The sequence below is a fragment of the Ensifer sp. D2-11 genome, from assembly GCF_054161295.1.
The window spans coordinates 1,134,490-1,155,295 of the sequence record NZ_CP096435.1; the positions used below are offsets into that span (position 1 = coordinate 1,134,490).

The window sequence follows — 20,806 nt, forward strand, 5'->3', positions numbered from 1 at the left end:
ATCTCTACAGTTCCTCCATTCGCGTGAGCATCGCTGGCGCGCTATTTCCGACCGCGGAGGAGACCTTAAGGAAACCCGGCACCGAAATCCTGTCAGCTGACAGGATTATTCGTTGGATGCCTCACTTCGAAGGCATGAAGCACTTCGACGCCGCCACTCGGCTGCCGAAGTAACAAACCCGTTGCCGGCAAAAAACAGCCTATCCAGCTCGCCGATCATCGCTTCCATTTGCTCTTAACAGCGCCTTTCGTGTTCCCGTATCCGACGGCTCCCCTGACAGCTGTCAGGGGTTTTGATTTTCACGCTGCCTAGAGAAGCGTTCGATGAGCGCGGGGAGCTCGTCCCCAACGAATTTCACAAACTCGACACCAAGAGGCCCATCTGCAGAAATTCGAACTTCCTTGGGCGAGATCTTCCAGGCACCAAGTTTGCGGCCATTGGCATCCGAGATTGCCGTACTGTTCCGATCCATCTTGCTCGACGGCTTTATGACCTCGAAAGCCCGCTGAAAGCGTTGATCGGACACAGATAACCGTTCGCGCGCTCCCGACAGTACCTGGCGGGCTGCTGAAAGAGATTCCGGGTCGTTGGCTATCGCTTTAGCAAACTCAAGCCAGCGCGGCCTACCTATCTTGGGCGCGCGACCAATTGCTTCAATCACGTCGGTAGGAACCGATCGATAGACGCTGCGCATCTTGGCGAGTTCTGCGTCATCGATCGATAGTGCCGCGTATATGTCACGGGGCTTGATTCCCGCATCATCCATTCGCGACGCAAACAGGGCGCGTTCGATCCAGGTCAGGTCCTGGCGGCTTGCATTCTCAATGCCCTGCGCCACGACGAGGTCCAGGTCTGAAATCTCTACTTCGATCGCGCGGACTGACTTGCCGAGCTGCTTGGCAGCAAGCCACCGCCGATGACCATAAACGATCTGGTGGCGACCAGGGGAGGAGGGGTGTTTTCGAACCTGGACCGGAACCTTTTGTCCCTCGGTCTCAATCGAACGCTTGAATACCTCAAAGCCTGCCGCGTCATCGTCCGGCAGTCTATCCGGATAAGGGGAGGGGTCGATCAGAGAGGGATCCAGCTCTCGAATCGCACCGCCGCCTGACTCGACCAGCGCCTTCAACAGATCCCGCTCCGTTCGGATCTCCTCGATTGCCCGGTGTGTTGCACCTATAACGCCGGCACCGACACGCGGCGACGGGGCAGGGGGCGCAGGTTGGTGGTCGTCTGCAAGCTTTCCCTCCAGTTCTGCAGACAGCAGACCAAAACTGGCTACAATCGATTTGCGAGATGACTTGCTCATGTCCGCCCCCAGCTGTCGTTGATAAGGCGGATGATTGCTTCATTGACCGCGTCAACGGCTTCACGCGCACGCTTGTGGGTATCCCGTCCGATCTGGCCCATTTCCATTTCGTATATCGAACGTTTCGCTAGGCCCGCTGCTTCGACGGCTGTGCTTTCGATGGCAGTGGGCAACAGGACATCAGTCCCGAACATGTGCCGGAGCATTGCGACGACCTGCGACTGCGGCGCATCATTGGGATCATGCCGCGTCACGAGATATCGGATGAAGTCCTGATCCAGCTGAGCTCCACTCTCATTCAGAACGCTAATCAGGTCGCCCATCATCAGAAGGAACTGGCTCATCGAGGCCACGTCCAGCATGGCCGGATGCACTGTTATGATCATGCTGGTCGCCGCATATATCGCGCTCAGCGTCAGAAAGCCCAGTGACGGTGGGGTGTCCAGGATTACGACGTCGTAGTCAGGCTCGACTTCCGAAAGGGCGAGCTTCAACCGCTCGAAGAAGATCGCGCCGGAGCTCGACTTATTCGCCAAGACGCGCGGTGTTTCATGCTCATACTCCATCACTTCGAGGTTCCCGGGAATTAGATCGATCCCCTCGAAGTAGGTCTTGCGAATGATGTCGCGGATCGGGCGCCGCTCGGCTTCGTCGTAGCGCAAGGCAGCGTAGATGGTTTCATTAGAGCCAACGTCCACCTCTGGCTGGGCGCCGAACATGGCTGACAGCGATGCCTGAGGGTCCAAGTCGAGTGCGAGAACGCGATAACCTTGAAGCGCCAGATAGTGAGAAAGGTGGACGCAGGTCGTGGTTTTTGCGCTGCCCCCCTTGAAATTGGCAATGGCAAGAATTTGGAGATGCTCACCGGCACGACGTCGAGGGAAGAATCGCAAGGCCTCCGCTGGTTTCTGCTTAGCAAAGAACTCTCGCAGCTCATTGATCTGCGCCAGCGTGTAGACACGATGGTTGTTCTCAAGCCTGCCCGGGACGGGTCCACGCCCTTCGATGGACATGAGCTTCAGCGTGGAATCGGGTATCGACGTCAGCTTCGACACTTCGTTGGTCAAAAACGGACGAAGCGTTTTCTCCGACTTCGGAGGATACATGCGAGTTCTGAGCTGCTGCAATTGCGCTGACAGGAGCCCTGCGTGGCGCGTGATTTTGCTGGCCGCATCTTCCTTAGTGCCAACAACTGATTCCACTCGGTTCGCTATCGCCATCTGTTCCTCTTGGCGGTCTACTGCCGGTTTACCGGCCTTTACCCGCCAGAGAGATAGAACATGATTCTCCAGACCCGTCCAGAAGTTTAGGGTTAACAAAGGGTTAACGGCGACCAATAAACCAGGAGGCGTTCTGGCTTTTTCCGTTTGTACCCGAAGCTTAGCCGATTTTGGCGCTCTCCTTAATCCCTGATTGTTCTCCTTTAACTCCTACGATCACACTGCGCAGTCCCCAATTTTTCCACTCCAATTTGCGCCAGCTCGCTTCAGCCGACCTTGTTGAATCCTACAACTGCCGCCCGATTCCGATTCGTGCGATTTCCCCGACGTCCAGCAACGACGGAGAATTTCATGCAGATTGTCGCGATCTCAAAGCCGCGAAATATCGAAGAAGCCCAACTTCTCCATAGCCACCACCAACTGCGCGCCCGCATCTTTGCCGATCGTTTGGGCTGGGAAGTCAATGTCGCCGGAGGCTGTGAGTCGGATGCTTTCGACGATCTTTTACCGACCTACATCCTGGCCGTGTCGAGCAACGGTCGAGTCGTTGGATGTGCGCGTCTGCTTCCCGCACTCGGCCCCACGATGGTGGCCAACGTTTTCCCCTCGCTCCTGTCTGCCGGTCACCTCAACGCTCATTCCTCCATGGTCGAGAGTTCGCGCTTTTGCGTGGACACCTCCCTTGCTGAGGGCAGGGGAGGCGGCTCCATTCATGAGGCGACGCTCACCATGCTCGCGGGGATCATCGAATGGTCGGTGGCGAACCGCTTCACCGAAATCGTCACGGTGACGGACCTTCGGTTCGAACGGATCCCCGCCCGCGTTGGTTGGCCGCTTCAGCGCATTGGCGAGCCAAGGACGATCGGAACGACCGTGGCCGTCGCGGGCACTCTGCCGGCGCGCGCGGACACATTCATGAAGCTCCGCCCCGCCAACTACCGCTCTAAAATCATCAGCCCTTTTGGCCAATCAGCGTAAGGAGACATCAGTGGCACAGCTTCGCTCTCATCCTCGCCTCGTCCGCAAGCTTCAAGAGGCGCTTGGCGACCAGCTCTGCGTTGCTTTGGACGATAGCAACGTCGTGGAGATCATGCTGAATCCCGATGGCAAGCTGTTCATAGAGCGGCTCGGGCACGGCGTCGCGCCCGCTGGCGAGATGTCTTCGGCTGCGGCGGAAATGGTGATTGGAACAGTTGCTCACGCGCTCCAATCCGAGGTGGACACCGACGAACCCATCATTTCCGGTGAGCTCCCGATCGGGGGGCATCGTTTCGAGGGCCTATTGCCGCCAGTGGTCGCGAAGCCCGCCTTCACGATTCGTCGTCGGGCATCACGCCTCATCCCGCTCGACGACTATGTTCGCTCCGGTGTCATGACCGAGGCCCAGGCTGCGACTATCCGCAGCGCAATTGCCGCGCGTCTGAATATCATCATTTCCGGTGGGACCGGCTCCGGCAAGACGACGCTCGCAAACGCAGTGATCCATGAGATCGTAAGGAGCGCACCAGAAGACCGGCTGGTCATTCTCGAAGACACCGCCGAAATCCAGTGTGCGGCCGAGAATGCCGTTCTTCTTCGTACCAGCGACACGGTCGACATGGCGCGGCTCCTCAAAAGCACGATGCGCCTGCGCCCAGATCGGATCGTCGTCGGCGAGGTGCGCGACGGTGCTGCCCTCACCTTGCTCAAGGCATGGAACACCGGACATCCGGGCGGCGTGGCAACTATTCATTCCAACACCGCCATGTCGGCGCTGCGCCGTCTCGAACAACTGACCGCCGAAGCCAGCCAGCAGCCTATGCACGAGGTGATCGGCGAAGCTGTCGATCTCGTCATCTCGATAGAGCGGACCCCGCATGGGCGGCGCGTTCGCGACGTCATCCAGGTCGAGCGGTTCGCGGGCGGCCAATACGAAATCGAATCCGACCAACTCACCGAAGAACAGGAGGCGCGCCGTGTCGCGTAAGAATGCAATTGTCGCCATGACACTGCTTGCTGCACCTATCGTTCTCGCTTCGGTAGCACCGGCGCTCGCCGGTTCCGGCGGTAGTCTCCCATGGGAAGCGCCGCTGGAGCAGATCCAGCAATCAATCACTGGTCCGGTCGCGGGCTACATCGCGCTAGCGGCGGTCGCGATCGCAGGTGGCATGTTGATCTTCGGCGGCGAGCTCAACGATTTCGCGAGACGGCTCATGTACGTCGTCCTAGTCGCCGGCATTCTGCTTGGTGCCACGCAGATCGTCGGTCTGTTCGGCGCCACGGGCGCTTCGATCGGACTGCCGAACCAGCAGACCACATCAATCGGCCACGGTGGAGAAGGGGAGGGGGCTCATGGCTGACTCCCTTTCCGGTCTCCAGCGCAACCGCATCCACCGCGCGCTTTCGCGTCCAAATCTGCTGATGGGCGCCGATCGTGAGCTTGTGCTGATCACCGGGCTTGCCGCCGTTATCCTGATCTTCGTGGTGCTGACGGTCTACTCCGCGCTCTTCGGGATCGCCGTCTGGATCGTGATCGTCGGGCTGCTTCGGGTGATGGCGAAATCGGACCCGCTCATGCGGCACGTCTATGTGCGCCATATCTCGTACAAGCCCTACTACAAGGCGACCACCTCGCCTTGGCGACGGTATTGAGGGGGACTGGTATGGTCGCTCTCAAACGCTGCCGGACCACTGGCCCGTCCTTCGCCGATCTCGTTCCCTATGCCGGTCTGGTCGACAATGGCGTCCTCTTATTGAAAGACGGAAGTCTGATGGCCGGCTGGTATTTTGCTGGGCCGGATTCCGAAAGCGCCACCGACATCGAGCGCAATGAACTCGCGCGCCAGATCAACGCAATCCTGTCGCGGCTCGGAAGCGGCTGGATGATCCAGGTCGAAGCTATCCGCATTCCAACGTTCGATTATCCTTCGGAAGATCGTTGCCATTTCCCAGATGCTGTGACGCGCGCGATCGACGCGGAGCGGCGGGCGCATTTCGCGCGCGACGGGGGACATTTTGAAAGCAAGCATGCGCTTATCCTGACCTATCGACCGCTCGGATCCAAAAAGACAGCTCTCAGCAAATATATCTATTCGGACGAGGAGAGCCGTAAGGAAACCTATGCGGACACGGTGCTCTCGATCTTCAAGAGCGCCATCCGGGAGATAGAGCAATATTTCGCCAACACCCTTTCAATCCGGCGCATGGAAACGCGCGAGGCCGCCGAGAGGGGAGGGGAGCGTGTCGCCCGTTATGATGAACTGCTCCAATTTATCCGATTCTGCATCACCGGCGAAAACCATCCAATCCGGCTGCCGGATGCCCCCATGTACATCGATTGGATCGCGACAGCTGAACTCGAGCATGGGCTGACCCCGAAAGTCGAAAACCGTTTCCTAGGTGTCGTGGCGATCGACGGGCTCCCCGCCGAGAGCTGGCCGGGGATCCTCAACAGCCTCGACCTCATGCCTTTGACCTATCGCTGGTCGTCGCGCTTCATCTTTCTTGACGCGGAAGAGGCGCGTCAGAAGCTCGAACGCACGCGCAAGAAGTGGCAGCAGAAAGTCCGGCCGTTCTTCGACCAGCTATTCCAGACACAAAGCCGCACGGTCGATCAGAATGCCATGACGATGGTGGCCGAGACAGAGGATGCGATCGCGCAAGCATCGTCGCAGCTTGTCGCCTACGGCTATTACACGCCCGTGATCATTCTCTTCGACAATGATCGGGAGGCATTGCGGGAAAAAGCCGAGACGATCCGCCGACTGATCCAGGCCGAGGGATTTGGGGCGAGGATCGAAACGCTCAACGCGACCGACGCCTATCTCGGGAGCTTGCCCGGCAACTGGTATTGCAATGTCCGCGAGCCGCTAATCAACACCAGCAATCTCGCCGATCTCATTCCGCTGAACTCCGTGTGGGCGGGAAGCCCAGTCGCACCTTGCCCTTTCTATCCTCCCAATTCTCCGCCGCTAATGCAGGTTGCAAGCGGTTCGACACCGTTCCGGCTGAACCTGCATGTCGACGATGTCGGCCACACGCTGATCTTTGGTCCGACGGGATCCGGCAAATCCACGCTTCTGGCGCTGATCGCGGCACAGTTCAGTCGCTACGCTCGCGCTCAGATCTTCGCCTTCGACAAAGGCAACTCTCTTTTGCCCCTGACGCTGGCAACCGGAGGGGATCACTACGAGATAGGCGGCGACATCGAGGAAGAGGGGAGGGCGCTTGCCTTCTGCCCGCTTGCGGAGCTTTCCACTGACAGCGACCGGGCCTGGGCGACCGAGTGGATCGAAATGCTGGTCGCGCTGCAGGGTGTCACCATCACGCCCGATCATCGCAACGCCATTTCGCGCCAGATCGGTTTGATGGCGAGAGCACCTGGTCGATCGCTGTCGGATTTCGTGAGCGGCGTTCAGATGCGCGAGATCAAGGACGCGCTGCATCACTATACTGTCGACGGGCCGATGGGTCAGCTTCTAGACGCGGAAGAGGACGGGTTGACGCTCGGCGCCTTCCAGTGCTTCGAGATCGAGCAACTCATGAACATGGGCGAGCGCAATCTCGTGCCCGTGCTCACCTATCTGTTCCGTCGCATTGAGAAGCGCCTCGATGGTTCCCCGAGTTTGATCGTGCTGGACGAGGCGTGGTTGATGCTCGGCCACCCTGTGTTCCGAGCCAAAATCCGCGAATGGCTGAAGGTGCTGCGCAAGGCAAATTGCGCCGTGGTGCTGGCAACACAGTCAATCTCGGACGCGGAGCGCTCCGGCATCATTGATGTGCTGAAGGAATCTTGCCCTACCAAAATCTGCCTTCCGAACGGCGCCGCGCGCGAGCCGGGGACGCGCGAGTTCTATGAGCGGATCGGCTTCAACGAGCGGCAAATCGCGATCGTTTCGAATGCGGTTCCCAAAGCGCGAATACTACGTCGTCACACCTGAAGGCCGGCGTCTCTTCGATATGACGCTTGGTCCCGTGGCGCTTAGCTTCGTCGGCGCATCCGGCAAGGAGGACTTGAAACGCATTCGCGCACTTAATTCCGAACACGGCCGCGATTGGCCGATCCACTGGCTTCAGATGAGAGGAGTTCACGATGCCGCATCGCTGCTCAACGTCGAATAGTTTGCTCGCCAGTCTAGCGGTCGTCGCCGTAACTATCGGCACTATCACGCGGGCCGATGCCGGCGCCGCCACAGGTGTGGCGACCGAATGGACGCAGATTCTCAACAATGGTGAACTGGTGTCGCTCGTCGGCCAATCTGGCGAGCAGATCCAGAACCAGCTCACGCAGGTCAGCCAGCTCGCACAACAGATCGAAACGCAGCTAGATATTTATCAGAACCTGCTCCAGAACACTGCGACGCTCCCATCGCACATGTGGGGGCAGGTCGAGAACGATCTCAATCAGCTTCGCAGTATCGTGGATCAAGGCCAGAGCATCGCCTTTTCCATGGGCAACGCCGACGACGTGCTGCAGCAGCGATTCCAGAGCTATTCCACCCTGAAGACCAACCTGCCGAGCAATGAGACATTCTCCTCGACGTATCAAACTTGGTCCGACACCAACCGCGACACGATTGCCGGCACTCTCAGAGCGGCGAGCCTCACGTCCGATCAGTTCGATAGTGAGGAAAGTACGATGACCGCCCTGCGTTCGATGTCCGAGACGGCCGACGGGCAGATGAAGGCATTGCAGGTGGGGCATCAGATCGCCGCGCAGCAGGTCGCGCAGATGCAGAAGCTCCGCGGTCTCGTGTCTCAACAGATGACGATGATGGGAACCTGGCTTCAGACGGAGCAGACCGACGAGGATCTTGCACAGGCACGGCGCGAGAAGTTCTTCGCGCCTGTGAACCGCGGAATCCCCGAAGGCCAGATGATGGAGCCACGCTGGTGACTCGCATAGCTCTAGTCATCATTGTCGCCGGCCTCACCGGCGCGGCGATGACCGCCGCCTACTTCGTATCCACGAATCCGACTTCAACAAAGGAAGTCGAGTCGAAATCGGATCATGAACAGCGGGTTCGAGATTTCTTCAAACCCGCACCGAAACGCAACCTTCACAGCAGTCAGGAGATGAAGCCAAGATGGTGACTAACATCGTTCAGCGCTCTCTGTTGATTGTCGGCATCCTTTGCCTGCCGTTTATCGCTCCTGCATTCGCGCAGGACGGGCAAGTTCTAACGGAACTGGAGAACCAGGTTTCGTCTGCTGCGAAAGGATGGGAGACAACCATTACAGATGCCGCGAAATCCCTATTTTGGATTCTTGCCGCGATTGAGGTGGGTATTGCGGCGGTGTGGCTTGCGATCCAGGCCGCGTCACTGGATAGCTGGTTCGCCGAGTTGGTCCGGCGGATCATGTTCATCGGCTTCTTCGCCTTCGTTTTGAACCACGGCGCGACTTTCGCGCGCTCCGTGGTCGACAGCCTCTTTCAGCTCGGTGCTGGCGGTGGCTCGGCTTCACCAGCTGCTATCTTCGACGCGGGTATCGAAGTTGCCGGGAAATTGTCTGAGCAGGTCCGGTTCGGCGTGTTTGAAGACAATTCCTTAGCCATCGCAGCGGTCTTCGCGATGGTCGTTGTTGTCATTTGCTTCTCTCTCGTGGCTGCAATCTTTGTCGCCGTGATGGCCGAGATGTATGTCGGCCTGCTTGCCGGCATGATCATGCTGGGGCTTGGTGGATCATCGTTCACCAAAGACTTTGCGGTGCGCTATCTCGTCTACGCTTTTTCTGTCGGCATGAAGCTCATGGCGCTAGTCGTAATTGCCAAAATCGGCTCGTCAGTTCTTATCGGCCTAGCCGAAACACCTGTAGCAACGGAACAGCAATACATCACAAGCCTCTCGATTGCCGGCATCTCCGTCGTGGTCTTCATCATCGCAATGTACGTGCCGAACATCATTCAAGGCGTTGTGCAGGGCGCCTCAGTCTCGGGCGGGATGGAAGCGGTTCGTCATGGCGGCCAGGCAGCATCCTTCGCGGCCGGCGGGGCGTTTCTTGCCGCCGGCGCGGCCGGCGCTGGATATGCGGCTGGCCAGGCAGCACGGGCGGCTGGATCTTCGTTCGCCGGAGCCGCGTTGCGCGGAATGAGCGCCGGCATCGGTTCTGCAAGTCGGGCGGCTGGATCCGCCGCCAAAGAGAAGGCGATCGGCTCGCCTGGCGCTTATGCAGGTTCAATCCTCGGACTTGCCAACGCCAAGCTCGATGAGAACCGCGGCTACAGTGCGCCGAAGCCACCTACCGAACGGAAAGACTAACCGCAATCAGAAAGTGAAGGATCGATGGCAGCGAACCGCGCCCCCGAAAACCCTTATCTTGCCGCGCGTCAGGAATGGACGGAACGATACGGATCTTATGTGCAGGCGGCCGCGGCGTGGCGCATTGTCGGCATCCTGGGTCTCACCATGGCGGTGATCGGCTTTGGATATGCAATGTATCTCAGCACCCAGGTCAAGCTCGTGCCTTACATCGTTGAGGTCGACAAGCTCGGCACGTCCGCCACCGCCGGCTTCCCTGAACAAATCGCATATGCCGATGTCCGCGTGGTGCGCGCCACGCTCGGCAATTTCGTGACGAGCTTCCGTTCGATCACGCCCGACGCCGTGGTGCAGAAACAATATATCGATCGAACTTACGCGCTCCTTCGGACCTCCGATCCTTCGACTGAGAAGATCAACGCCTGGTTCCGAGGCAATTCGCCATTCGAGAAGGCAAAGACATCCACGATCGCCATCGAGGTCAACAATATCGTGGCGCTCTCGAACCAGACCTATCAGATCGACTGGACCGAATACGAGCGAGATCGCAAAGGCAAGGAAACCGGCACGCGCCGGTTCCGCGGGATCGCGACCGTCGCGCTGACCCCGCCGCAGGACGAGGCGACGATCCGCCTCAATCCGATCGGTCTCTATATCCGCGATTTTGACTGGACGGCACAGCTTTAAGGGCAGGGGATTTTTCAATGCACAAAACAGGATTGACCGCGGCCGCCGGCTGCATTGCCGGGCTCGTCCTTGCGAGCGACGCTTTCGCCCAGAGCATGACATCGAATGAGGTGAAGGGAACGAACATTTCCAGGAAGTGGCGCGGCACGCCGGGCCTTGTTACCACAGGGCCGGATGGGAAAGTTATCTTCCTCTTTGGCGAAACCCAACCTTCCGTGGTCTGCTCGCCGCTGCAGGTTTGCGATATCGAGCTGCAGGGCGGCGAGATCGTACGGGACGTTCTGGTCGGCGACACCGTCCGGTGGAAGGTCGAACCGGCGACCTCTGGCGCGACCGGTGGGCAAGCAATCCATTTGATCGTCAAGCCATCCGAGCCCGGTCTCGTCACTTCGATGGTGGTCACGACGTCACGGCGCACCTATCACATCCAGCTCAAGTCCCATCCGAGCCAATACATGGCCCGCGTCGGCTTCGAATATCCCGAAGACACCTCTACGAAGCTTGCCGACATCAATGCCCGGCTCGAGACCGGCGTTATGCCTGGTACCGCCCCTGACAAGTTGAACTTCTCTTATTCAGTCAGTGGCAGCGCCTCGTGGAGACCGAAGCGGGTCTATTCCGACGGCGTGAAGACCTACATCCAGTTCCCCCGGTCAATCTCGGGACAGGACGCACCCGTCCTCTTCGTCGTTTCTGGCGGCCAGAACCGCATCGTCAACTATCGCATGAAGAACGATATGATGGTCGTCGACTATGCGGTCGACAAGGCAATCCTTGTTTCCGGTGTCGGCTGGCGCCAACAGAAGATCACTATCCGGCGGGGAGGCTGATCAATGCGCAAGCTGCTCCCTGTAGTCATCGGCGCATCGCTCCTTTCCGGTTGCCAGTCCGCCGACGATGCTCTCACCACCAACTCCACCCCCGTCGCCGTCAGCGGATCGGCCGCAGGCGCCATCGCCGGCGATATGGCAAGTCGGCTTGCCGAACAGATCGGCCCGGCCGCCACGACAACAATCACAATGGACAAGGACACTTCGGAGTATGCCACTGCCCTCGAGGCGGCCCTCAAGGGATGGGGTTACACCGTCGTCACCGATGGAAAAGTCGACAAGGACCAGAAGCCGGTCGAACTTGCGTGGTCGCTCGACAGCTTTGACGGCCAGGTACTTGCCCGCCTGACGACGCCGTCGATCGCGCTCGGCCGTGCCTACACGACTACGGGATTTGGAGCCACACCGGCGAGCCCGCTTTCGATCATGCAGCGCAACTGACGGAGAGACACATGGTCCAGTCGCTTCAGCTCGGCACGTCCGGCAATGCCGAGGATCAGCAAGGGATGCGCCGCCTCAACCGGCTGCCGATCATCATCGCAATCGTCGTCATTGTGCTGTTCTTCGGAGTCGTCGTGATCGGCCTTTCGTGGCGTGGGCTGACGTTCAACCGCGGTAACGATCTCGAGAGCGCATCGAATTCGCCGGCGACGAACTTCGGGGACCAGCTGAAAAGAGGCATCTCGGACGGCATCATCGGCGAGCCTGAAAGGCAGGACGTCGTCTTCCAGCCGACACCGGTTATCGTCCAGAAGGAGGACAAACAGGCACCCGCTATCGAGCGCCAACCGGTGGAACGACAAGAGCGTCGACCGCGGCTCGAGTCGGAGGAAGAGTGGAGGGCCCGGCTGAAGCGTGAGCAGGATGAGCAGTATATCCGTGAAGCGCAGCGCCAGCGGATGGCACGCCTTCAGGCGCGCGCCACAGCTCTCGACTCTCCTTTGAAAGTCGACATCTCCGATGCCGAAAAGACTGCGGCAAATCCTACCGACACCGGGCGGCAAAATTCAACGGCCACAGCAACCAATGCCTCGGACCTCTACGCAGCCGCTATGCAATCGGGGCTCATGGGCCAGAACGTCGATCCCAACGGCCAGACCACGAAGGAGGATTTCTTCAATCAGGATATCAACGACCTTGGCTACCTGCCGAACAAGGTCGTGCCACAGATGTCGCCCTACGAGTTGAAGCGTGGCTCGGTCATTCCAGCCATGTTGATCACCGGCCTCAATTCCGACCTGCCTGGAAGGATCGCCGCGCAGGTCAGCCAGAATGTCTATGACAGCACCACCGGCTACCGGCTCTTGATCCCACAAGGCGCGAAGCTGTTCGGGCGCTATGATTCAAAGATCTCCTTCGGTCAGGGACGCGTTCTCGTCGTCTGGACCGACCTCATATTCCCAAACGGCTCGACGCTGCAGATCGGTGGCATGGCAGGGACCGACGCCGAAGGCTACGGAGGCTTCAAAGACAAGGTCGACGGGCATCTTTGGCGGACTTTCGGATCGGCGGCGTTGCTCGCGCTGATTGGAACCGGGATCGACATGTCGATGCCCGAGAGCTCGACGCTGGCGACACAGGATACTGCTTCGGACGCTGCACGACGAAACTTTGCCGAATCTTTCGGCCGGGTGGCTGAGCAGACCATTTCAAAAAACCTGAATGTTCAGCCAACGATCCGCATTCGACCTGGCTATACGTTCAATGTCGTGGTCGACCAGGACATCATCTTTCCGTCCGCCTATCGCGGAAATTAGCAGCCCGGGACCCAGGGGTTGGTCCCCCCCTGGTTGACGCGGGGTGTGGCGGCAGAATCACTGCGGTGCAAGTCTTTCATCCGTTTGTCATATTTCTGGGCTGCCGCAGCTTGAAAGATGCAACTTCGCAGGTAGTGCTAACGTACTCGGTCCGAGGGAATGCTTCGCATGGGGCAAGAACCTGAGGTTGCCGTCAAAAGTGATTGTGTGCGTAAATCGCAGCCATGACCCGATTGCCCAAACGGGCAAAGGCAAGTGTAGACCGATCGTTTCACCGAAGGACGAACTCGCCGGGTCAAGAAGATAGGAGAGATGTCCGTGGACGGAAACCTTCGCTCGCTCATCGATATGCTGGAAGCCGCGCAAGATGGGCACATGATCAAGAGTGCACTTAGAAGCTTCGCGAATTTCTGCGGGTATGATCGGTTCGCCTACCTGCAAAAAGAAGGCGCCCAGGTCAGCACGTTCAATTCCTATCCCGGACCATGGGAAGGAATCTACCTCGGTAGCGACTATTTCCGCATCGATCCCGTGCTGATGGAAGCAAAGCGCCGGCGGGATGTTTTTTTCTGGACCGCCGACGACTGGCCCGCCCGGGGATCTTCTCCTCTTCGGCGGTTTCGCGACGAGGCCGTTGAGCATGGAATTCGCTGCGGCGTCACCATTCCGGTTGAGGGAAGCTTCGGATCCACGATGATGCTCACCTTCGCGTCACCGGAAAAGAAAGTGGACATCTCAGCCCTACTGGATCCCAAGAAGGCGGTACAAGTGGTGCTGGCCGTACACTACGGGCTAAAGATCATCGCGGCGAAGACCGCGGTCAATCCAAAACAGATGCTGTCGCCGCGCGAAATGCTTTGCCTGGTTTGGGCGACGAAGGGAAAGACCGCTCCCGAAACCGCAATGCTTGCCGGGATCAATGCAAGAACCGTGCAGCACTATCTGGACAAAGCCCGTGCAAAGCTTGGCGCGGAATCAGTGCCGCAACTCGTCGCGATTGCCAAGGATCGTGGCCTGGTCTGAACTCTCGTCGCCATCGTCGAAAGGCACGTCGGGCACGAAGCCAAGTGCGTCCAGAATGTCTGAGAGTTCCTGCTGTTGAGCCTCGGACCTCTTCTGTCGGGCAACATACTCATCCTGGAGAGACTGAAGGACTGAACTGGAGATCGACGGATCCTCGCTTGCGCGCAACCACTCTTCGTAGACGGTCTGATCAGCCTCGAGGAGCCGGCGGTGTTCCAAAATGGCGGCCACCGCCAAGGCCTCTAGCTCTGACTTGTTCATCACACTGTAGCGCGCCTCTTTCTCCTTGCTTTCGTCGTTCACCTCGGATGAGCCCATATCGTTCATCCGCTTCTCCCTGATTTCATTTCTTCACTGCCCGAACCCAATATTCCGCATTGGTATCGGTCAAGCCGCTACATCCAAAAACTCTAGGCTTGAGGCAAGGCAGTTGACCCTAAACTCGGCATTTAAACAGCAGCTCTGGACCGACAGGCATTGCGAGCTGCCGCGTTTACATACTTTAGTTGATAAACTTAAAGTGTGTAAACGACGATCTTTCGGCGCATGGATATGCGCAAACTGGTCGGCTCTAATTTCGCCCGCCTGCGTCGGGAGAAGGGCCTGACACAGGAAGAGGTCGAAGCTCGTTCCGGTTTCAGCCAACAATATCTGAGTAGCCTTGAGCGCGGGCGGCGCAACCCCACTGTGATTACTCTTTATGAGTTGGCTCAGGCCCTGGAGGTCAGCCATGTCGAGCTAGTTACCCCGACTGATCAGACACAGTTGGGCACACGATCAGGCGCATAATCCTACGGACTGCAGGTTCAAATCGAGCTGGTGATAACGAGAAGGCAAGCCACCGCATTGAGATTTGTGCGCGCATCATATATATTCTTTCCAAGGAGAATGATTATGGCTGCAGCACTTCGCGAATACACGCCGACCGAGGCGGCCGCCGTGAGTGGGGTCGGCATCAAGTCGGTCCACAATGCCATCGATAAACGGATCATCGGAAGCCGCTTTGCCGGTCACCGAAGCCGCACGATAACTGATAACGATCTGCTTCGTCTGAAGCTTTGGTACGGCGTCGGATCGATCCTTTCGGCCGAGCGCCGAAAACGCCTCTTCGACGCCATCGACGAAAATCCTGGCGCCGAGACGGTCAGGGCAGACGACTATCTGATCGTCGACGTAGCGCGCGCAAGGGAACAACTCGCGGCCCGTGCCGATGCTCTTTGCGAAGCTGAGGATCTCGTTCATAGGTCCAAGGGTATACTCGGCGGTGAACCAGTGTTCAAAGGCACACGTGTTCCCGTGCGGATGGTCGCCGTCATGAAGGCCCAAGGAGCCACGACCGAGGAGATCGTCGAAGGATATCCTTCGCTCACGGCCAGGATGGTCGAGCTTGCTGAGATTTGGGCTGCGGCTCATCCCGCTCGGGGGCGGCCGAAAAGGCTTGCAGAGCAGGGGCTGAGGGTGAAATCAACCAAGAGTATTCCTCTCGCAAGCGGTGGCGCATCAAAAACCCCGGATACGCCTGCGTGAAATTCCTCATCGATGAATGCCTCCACACATCTCTCGTGGCCGTGGCGCAAGAGCGCGGCCACGATTGCTTTCATGTCAATTGGCTAGGCCTGAGCGGCCAGACCGATTGGGACCTTATGCCCCGGATTGTCGACGAGGATTTTACGTTCGTAACCAATAATGCTCGCGACTTTCGGAAACTCTACGCGAGAGAGGAACTGCACGCCGGCCTCATCATCATCGTTCCGCAAGTGCTTCCTGGACTACAACGTGAGCTCTTCACTGTTATCCTTGACGAACTTGGTACCGACAGCGAGCTCGTGAACGAGGTGATCGAGGTAACGATCGATAGCGATGCGGCCGTCTTGACGCGTTACGCGCTGCCAGATGTTTGATGCAGTTGATTGGCGGGGCCGTGCGTCGCCATCAGCGAAGAAGACGATTGCTGATATCGTCAAAAGCGGTCGCGCGAGTGGCGAACGACGTGGATGCGCAGATTTCCGCCATCCGGCTGTCAGATGCTAAGGGCCGGACCGGGTGGTGACCCGTGGTCTGCTGCGGTTAGCCGGAGTGGCCGAGATGCGGACTTTCCGGACGCTTGGGGACACCACGTCGAACGTCGTAAGTGGGGCCGCAAGCGGTCTGTCGGCTTTGGGTCGCGCGCCTGGAATAGCTGCCGTTCGCTCTTTGTCTAACTAAGGCAGCTAACGACCCCATCCAGCCTTAGGTGCCGCCTGTATCGGGTTCCCTGCGCCGCTTGAACGTCTGTAACCAGCGACAACGACAGGCCGCTTCAGACGGTTAGCCCGGCCCTCGCTCGTCGTCCGGTTGCTTTCTGACCACGACACGCCTTAGCTTGGACCCATCGAGTGCGTTGTATCGCATTGCCAGAAGCTTCTCGGCTCTCGTCGTCAACAGATCGTCTTCGCGTATCGGTTCGACGATCCTGAGAGGATCCTGCCACATGCAAAGAACCTCCGGGTCAGCCACGTCGACGGCATACTCCAAGGAGGCCAATGTGCGCGTATCCCGAAATTGCATGACGGCTGATTCCACGCGTTTCCAGTGACGCCAGGTTCCGTAAAGTTGGCGCCTGACTTGATCGTCCTTCTCCGCGTCGATCAGGGCGATCATGTCGTCGGCCGCCTCCAAGACCCAACCCAGTGCGTCGCCCATCGCTCCACGCTCATCGGAGCTCGCCTGCAAGAGCCTGCTCAACAACAGCTTGCGGGCACGCTCCCGCCTGGAACGCATGACGACGCAAATTGCCCTGTAGGTCGCCCTTGTTCCTGTCGATCCACGCTCTTCGCCCAGGCTCGCGATCATTGCCTCGAGGGCCTCGTCGTCGAGCAGGTGAGCGACCTTGACCAGATGCGTCCGTCGTTTGGGGTGGTCCTTCCACGACTGCACGAATGCCTGAGTGGCAAGGGGGCGATCAACCGAAGCCAAAAGCCGGATCGCGTCTGGCTGGGCATTCGTGAAGATTTCCGGAGCGGCGAAGGTGCGCTCGAGGAGCACGTCCAGCGCCTGTTCGCGGTCGTGCTCGAGGAAGGCCTCGATAAAATTCTCTCCTGACAACGACGGCCGGTGCATCATCCTGGCCCCGGCCCGCCAAAGCCCAGGTGCAGCGTCGCCTTGGCCGAGCCGGATAGCCAGAGCCTGACTGTCGAGCGAATTCCACGAGGTCGCGGTCTCCAGCGGTGCCAGGTAGGCATCGAGCGCGGCTCGCCCGGCTATCGAGCGATCTCGGAGAAGCACGTTCACCCACTCCGTCGCCAGCGGACCGCGGCCGGCGTCCTTGATGCGCGCGATTGCCCGACCTACGATTCTCTCGTCGAGCTTTCCGAACTTGAGCGCCGCCGACATCGCTCCGGCCTCGGTCGGGCTGCCCGCAGCGGTACGGTCGATACACCCGAGGATCAGTTCGAAGTCGCCCGGGCGGGGAAGCTCGGTTATGAGCTTCAGGGCAAGTGTCACGAGCCTCTCCTCCTCCGACTCGAGCAGCGCGCGGAGGCGCGGATGCCACTCTGATGGCTTCTTGGCGATCAGCGAGCGCCAGAGATCCAGAACGGCATCGTCATTCCCGTCGCGAGCGGCATCGCCGAGCGCCAGTTGGGCGAGCCTGGCGGTGACAACGTCGCTGGAACATGTGAAACTCGCAATGATGCCGGGATGCGCCTTGTCGATGTCATCGAAGCGCAGTGAGTGCAGCACGGCCAGCTCGTGCTCCTCGCCTCCTATGCGTCGCAGCAGCCGGGATGCGAGGGAATGGTCTCTATCGCTTTCGCCGTCGAGATGGCTCTTTATGCGATCCAGGAGTGCCGCGGCGAGCGGGGAGCTCCGTCGTCCCCAGAAGACATGGTCGTTGACCGGATCGAAGGTGGGGCTGCCCAGCAATCCCAGTAGCTCGCTGCTGGCGGCGGACTTTGGTTGGTCTAGGGCGTCGTCGAGCTTGTCCAGCAGGAGGTCGATCGTTTTCTCGTCGATCCGGTCCTCGGCCGCTCTCCACACCGAGGCGAGTTCGCCGCCGCTCGGGTCTATCTGGATCAACCAATCCCGGAGGGCGTCGGAGGCTTGGTTGCGATCGGCGTCCAGCAACCGGTCAAGCCAAGTGCGACTGTGGGGAACCGCTTCGATAGGAGGATAGCGTCGGATGATGGCCAATGCGGCGCGCGCATCGATCTCGGCGAGAGCCTCCAATGCCGAGCGTGAGCTCCCGCCCCCGCCGACTATCCGTAGCTCGAGCAAGTCGCGGTCGGATTCCGATGGATATCGCCGGATGCATTCCATCAGGATCGATTGCAGGTCGCCGGGTATCGCCTCGAGAAGCTTTTTTCTGGACGACGCCCAGACGGTTGCTCCCTGGGCTACGTCCAGCTTGTTCATCAACCGCACGGCGAGTTGCAGTTCGTCCGGTCCGTCTTCTCCGTCGATAAACTCCATAAGGCATGACGGCATGGCGCGTACGATCGTGCTAAGTGCGGTTTCCGTTCGGTCGACGAGGTCGAAGCGCGCGCGCGGAGTTCGGCGCTCCCTGCTGAGTTCGCAGTACCGTCGCCACAAGATGTCCCTTTGCTCGAGGAGGGGCCATTGCGCGCCAAGCGAAATCGCGATCCAGCGACGTGGGTGATCCTCGCTCCCCCAAAGCCGTCGGATGAGCGCCTCCCGTCCGTGTTCATCGAGCGGGATGACGCGGAACGCGGAAGCCAGGTGCTTCAGCACCCGATCTTCCTCCAGCACGACCCTCCTCGCTCGTTCTTCCAACACCCCGAGTACTCGGATGCCAGCCGTCGGGAGCAGTTGGTCGTATAGCGTGCCACCGTCAGCCCAGTGGTCCCGCTCGAACACCTCCAGGAAGTCTACGACCGCGGCAGCCGACCGAGGCGTCCCCGCGATGAGCCAGACGACATCCATCAGGAGGAAACCGAGGCCGGAGAGCTGGGCTTTTTGCCTATCAGCCTGTAGGGCGCCGACCTGCGCGGCAAGTGCCGTGGCGTCGAGGGCGCCGGAATCGAAGTCGCTGGCGAGCGCCATCGCGATCGCCCAGGTGAGGAGCCTGTCATGCGCAAAGGACCAGCGTCCGCTCAGGCTGCTCAGCCATCCGGCCGCGACGAGCGTCTCGAGTTCCTGCTCGGAGAACCCGAGCTCCAATGCCTCGTCGTCGGTTACCGACGTGCGACGGCTCGCCACCAACGTTCGGGCCAGCGATTTTAGGCGCGCCCCCGCAAATTTTCCGGCGTGGCGCTGCGCCCGCCCCCAAAACCCCTCGAGGACGCGGTACTCGTTCCGTGGGTCCCATTGCTCGAGCTCCAGCGCGAGCGTCGCGTACATCCCGGCCAACACGGGCAAGCGGAGCATGCGCCTTATCTCCCTAGGTACCGTACCCGCCGACACTCCGCGCTTTTTCAGCGCTTCGAACAGTTGGGCCGGCGTGAATTCGGTGACGCGATGGGTCGGCACTTGATCGAAATCCGCAAGTCGATCTGCTTGGGAGACGGGGAATTCGGCGATGAGGCTCAGACCGGGGCCGAGGCCGCCGTTCAGCCTCAGATCGTCCAGAATAGCGGCATCCCTGCACCCTTCCCACAGGATCGCTATGGACGCTTCGGGATCGCCGTGCATTCGCCTCCACGTCTGGCCCAGCACGTTTGCGGCGAGGGGCTTCTCCTGGAGGAGTCCTTTCACGCCGACCGCGTGTTGCAGATGCCTCTCAAGCTCTAGCCGTTCGGCAGCCCTCACCAGGACTACCTGTCGGCCCGATCTCGCGAGCTTGTCGGCAAGCCGGTACAGGACCCACGACTTGCCACAACCCGATTCGCCGGCAACGAGTGTCAACTCGTCTAGATCGTTGATCGAGATCGGGGAACGAACGTCGAAATCAGGGTCGAACCCGCGAGCTTGCAGGCCATTGAGCACTAGGTCGGCTAGCCTCGATGTCGCCGCGCTGCTTGCCCGGACACTGGGCAGGTCCAACCGAGAGAGTAGATAGTCCACCGATATCACGACGTCGTTTCTCTTGGCCTGGTCGGCCAAGTGACCGACCAGCGTATCGAGGGCAGATGCAGCGTCCTCCCGGTACGGGACACGCGTCTCCAGAAAACGGATCGCCTCCCGGCGGGCTTGGTCGGTGTCGATGTCCGGCGCGATCGACACCCGATCGATGAATGTCGCGAAACTGTCGTCGAAACCGTCGTGTGTTCCTTTGGCCGCTTTGAACACATCCCTGAGGATGGTAAAAGCCTCCCTTGCACGGGCGTCGGTCCTCTGGGCCGTGCCGGCCACGAAGTTCTTCAAGGTCGCGAGCAGCTCTCTCCCCGGCCCGCTGACTCCGTTCGTGGTGTGGAGCTCGTACGCAGCCGCGGGGTTGTCGCAATGCGCGCGAAACAGGTCTGGCAAGACCTTTCGGGCGACCAGGCCAACCGAAACCGGCACGTTCCGATGCTTGAACTGAATGACTTTTCGAGCATCGGCCTCGATGCTGAGGTCACCTCCCGCGGTAGGTTCGAATATCGCGGTTATCGTATCTGAATCAACCCTACCGGCCTGGCTTCCGAACTGAGCGCGGACCAACTGCCCGATGGACGCCAGGATCTGATAGACAAATCCGTGGATTGCTGCGGCACCGCCTACAGACCCGAATTCCCTGGTGGCAACGTCGAGGTCCGGCTCATTGCTCTCGTCGGTCATGGTTCACCTGTAGGGCATCGGTCGTAGGCGAAAGGAGAACACCGGATGG

General features: G+C 59.6%; 19 protein-coding genes and 1 pseudogene. 16 read left to right on the forward strand and 4 right to left on the reverse strand.

Annotation, left to right across the window (positions count from 1 at the left end; translation table 11 throughout):
- Positions 1-283 precede the first annotated feature (283 nt).
- Positions 284-1,309 (reverse strand): plasmid partitioning protein RepB, encoded by a 1,026-nt coding sequence (repB, locus tag M1D34_RS31095; protein ID WP_498785192.1) that lies wholly within the window; start codon positions 1,307-1,309, stop codon positions 284-286.
- Positions 1,306-2,529: a plasmid partitioning protein RepA gene (repA, locus tag M1D34_RS31100; RefSeq protein WP_498785194.1), complete on the reverse strand. Its 1,224-nt coding sequence runs from the start codon at positions 2,527-2,529 to the stop codon at positions 1,306-1,308. Before repA ends, repB begins: the two co-directional genes overlap by 4 nt.
- Before the next feature lie 351 nt (positions 2,530-2,880).
- Here repA and traI point away from each other — a divergent pair, with 351 nt between their 5' ends.
- The 13 genes and pseudogenes from traI to M1D34_RS31165 all read left to right on the forward strand — a co-directional run bounded on the left by traI (position 2,881) and on the right by M1D34_RS31165 (position 14,064).
- A complete protein-coding gene (traI, locus tag M1D34_RS31105; RefSeq protein WP_498785196.1) occupies positions 2,881-3,507 on the forward strand; it encodes an acyl-homoserine-lactone synthase in 627 nt (208 codons plus the stop codon).
- A gap of 10 nt (positions 3,508-3,517) precedes the next feature.
- Complete coding sequence (gene trbB, locus M1D34_RS31110; RefSeq protein WP_498785197.1) at positions 3,518-4,495, forward strand: P-type conjugative transfer ATPase TrbB; 978 nt, start codon at positions 3,518-3,520, stop codon at positions 4,493-4,495.
- Positions 4,485-4,868, forward strand: a complete 384-nt coding sequence (locus M1D34_RS31115; protein ID WP_498785198.1) for a TrbC/VirB2 family protein — start codon at positions 4,485-4,487, stop codon at positions 4,866-4,868. The genes trbB and M1D34_RS31115 overlap by 11 nt, the downstream gene beginning before the upstream one ends.
- The gene (locus M1D34_RS31120) at positions 4,861-5,160 is read left to right on the forward strand and encodes a conjugal transfer protein TrbD (RefSeq protein ID WP_498785200.1); all 300 of its coding nucleotides are present in this window, start codon (positions 4,861-4,863) and stop codon (positions 5,158-5,160) included. Before M1D34_RS31115 ends, M1D34_RS31120 begins: the two co-directional genes overlap by 8 nt.
- Before the next feature lie 11 nt (positions 5,161-5,171).
- Positions 5,172-7,629 (forward strand): annotated as a pseudogene (locus tag M1D34_RS31125) (conjugal transfer protein TrbE).
- The gene (gene trbJ / locus M1D34_RS31130) at positions 7,601-8,404 is read left to right on the forward strand and encodes a P-type conjugative transfer protein TrbJ (RefSeq protein ID WP_498785202.1); all 804 of its coding nucleotides are present in this window, start codon (positions 7,601-7,603) and stop codon (positions 8,402-8,404) included. Before M1D34_RS31125 ends, trbJ begins: the two are co-directional and overlap by 29 nt.
- A gap of 47 nt (positions 8,405-8,451) precedes the next feature.
- Complete coding sequence (locus M1D34_RS31135) at positions 8,452-8,601, forward strand: DUF2749 domain-containing protein (protein ID WP_498786219.1); 150 nt, start codon at positions 8,452-8,454, stop codon at positions 8,599-8,601.
- Positions 8,595-9,767, forward strand: a complete 1,173-nt coding sequence (gene trbL / locus M1D34_RS31140) for a P-type conjugative transfer protein TrbL (RefSeq protein ID WP_498785204.1) — start codon at positions 8,595-8,597, stop codon at positions 9,765-9,767. Before M1D34_RS31135 ends, trbL begins: the two co-directional genes overlap by 7 nt.
- Before the next feature lie 24 nt (positions 9,768-9,791).
- A complete protein-coding gene (locus M1D34_RS31145) occupies positions 9,792-10,454 on the forward strand; it encodes a conjugal transfer protein TrbF (protein WP_498785206.1) in 663 nt (220 codons plus the stop codon).
- Positions 10,455-10,471: 17 nt separating this feature from the next.
- A complete protein-coding gene (gene trbG / locus M1D34_RS31150) occupies positions 10,472-11,284 on the forward strand; it encodes a P-type conjugative transfer protein TrbG (RefSeq protein WP_498785208.1) in 813 nt (270 codons plus the stop codon).
- A gap of 3 nt (positions 11,285-11,287) precedes the next feature.
- Positions 11,288-11,725 (forward strand): conjugal transfer protein TrbH, encoded by a 438-nt coding sequence (gene trbH, locus M1D34_RS31155; protein WP_498785210.1) that lies wholly within the window; start codon positions 11,288-11,290, stop codon positions 11,723-11,725.
- 11 nt (positions 11,726-11,736) lie between these two features.
- On the forward strand, positions 11,737-13,041 hold the full coding sequence (gene trbI / locus M1D34_RS31160; protein WP_498785212.1) for an IncP-type conjugal transfer protein TrbI: 1,305 nt from the start codon (positions 11,737-11,739) through the stop codon (positions 13,039-13,041).
- Positions 13,042-13,359: 318 nt separating this feature from the next.
- Entirely contained in the window at positions 13,360-14,064 is a 705-nt protein-coding gene (locus M1D34_RS31165) for an autoinducer binding domain-containing protein (RefSeq protein WP_498785214.1), read from the forward strand.
- On the opposite strand, the gene M1D34_RS31170 is transcribed toward M1D34_RS31165, so the two are convergent.
- Entirely contained in the window at positions 14,017-14,391 is a 375-nt protein-coding gene (locus M1D34_RS31170) for a transcriptional repressor TraM (protein ID WP_498785216.1), read from the reverse strand. The two genes, M1D34_RS31165 and M1D34_RS31170, sit on opposite strands and share 48 nt — an antisense overlap.
- Positions 14,392-14,610: 219 nt before the next feature.
- Between M1D34_RS31170 and M1D34_RS31175 the strand changes: the two genes are divergently transcribed.
- The 3 genes from M1D34_RS31175 to M1D34_RS31185 all read left to right on the forward strand — a co-directional run bounded on the left by M1D34_RS31175 (position 14,611) and on the right by M1D34_RS31185 (position 15,965).
- Positions 14,611-14,853 (forward strand): helix-turn-helix domain-containing protein, encoded by a 243-nt coding sequence (locus tag M1D34_RS31175; protein WP_498785218.1) that lies wholly within the window; start codon positions 14,611-14,613, stop codon positions 14,851-14,853.
- 105 nt (positions 14,854-14,958) lie between these two features.
- Complete coding sequence (locus M1D34_RS31180; protein ID WP_498785220.1) at positions 14,959-15,591, forward strand: DUF433 domain-containing protein; 633 nt, start codon at positions 14,959-14,961, stop codon at positions 15,589-15,591.
- Positions 15,588-15,965 carry a DUF5615 family PIN-like protein gene (locus M1D34_RS31185; RefSeq protein WP_498785222.1) on the forward strand — a complete coding sequence of 126 codons (378 nt, stop codon included), beginning with the start codon at positions 15,588-15,590 and terminating at the stop codon, positions 15,963-15,965. Before M1D34_RS31180 ends, M1D34_RS31185 begins: the two co-directional genes overlap by 4 nt.
- A 406-nt stretch (positions 15,966-16,371) precedes the next feature.
- Here M1D34_RS31185 and M1D34_RS31190 read toward each other — a convergent pair whose 3' ends face one another.
- On the reverse strand, positions 16,372-20,757 hold the full coding sequence (locus M1D34_RS31190; RefSeq protein ID WP_498785224.1) for a hypothetical protein: 4,386 nt from the start codon (positions 20,755-20,757) through the stop codon (positions 16,372-16,374).
- Positions 20,758-20,806 lie beyond the last annotated feature (49 nt).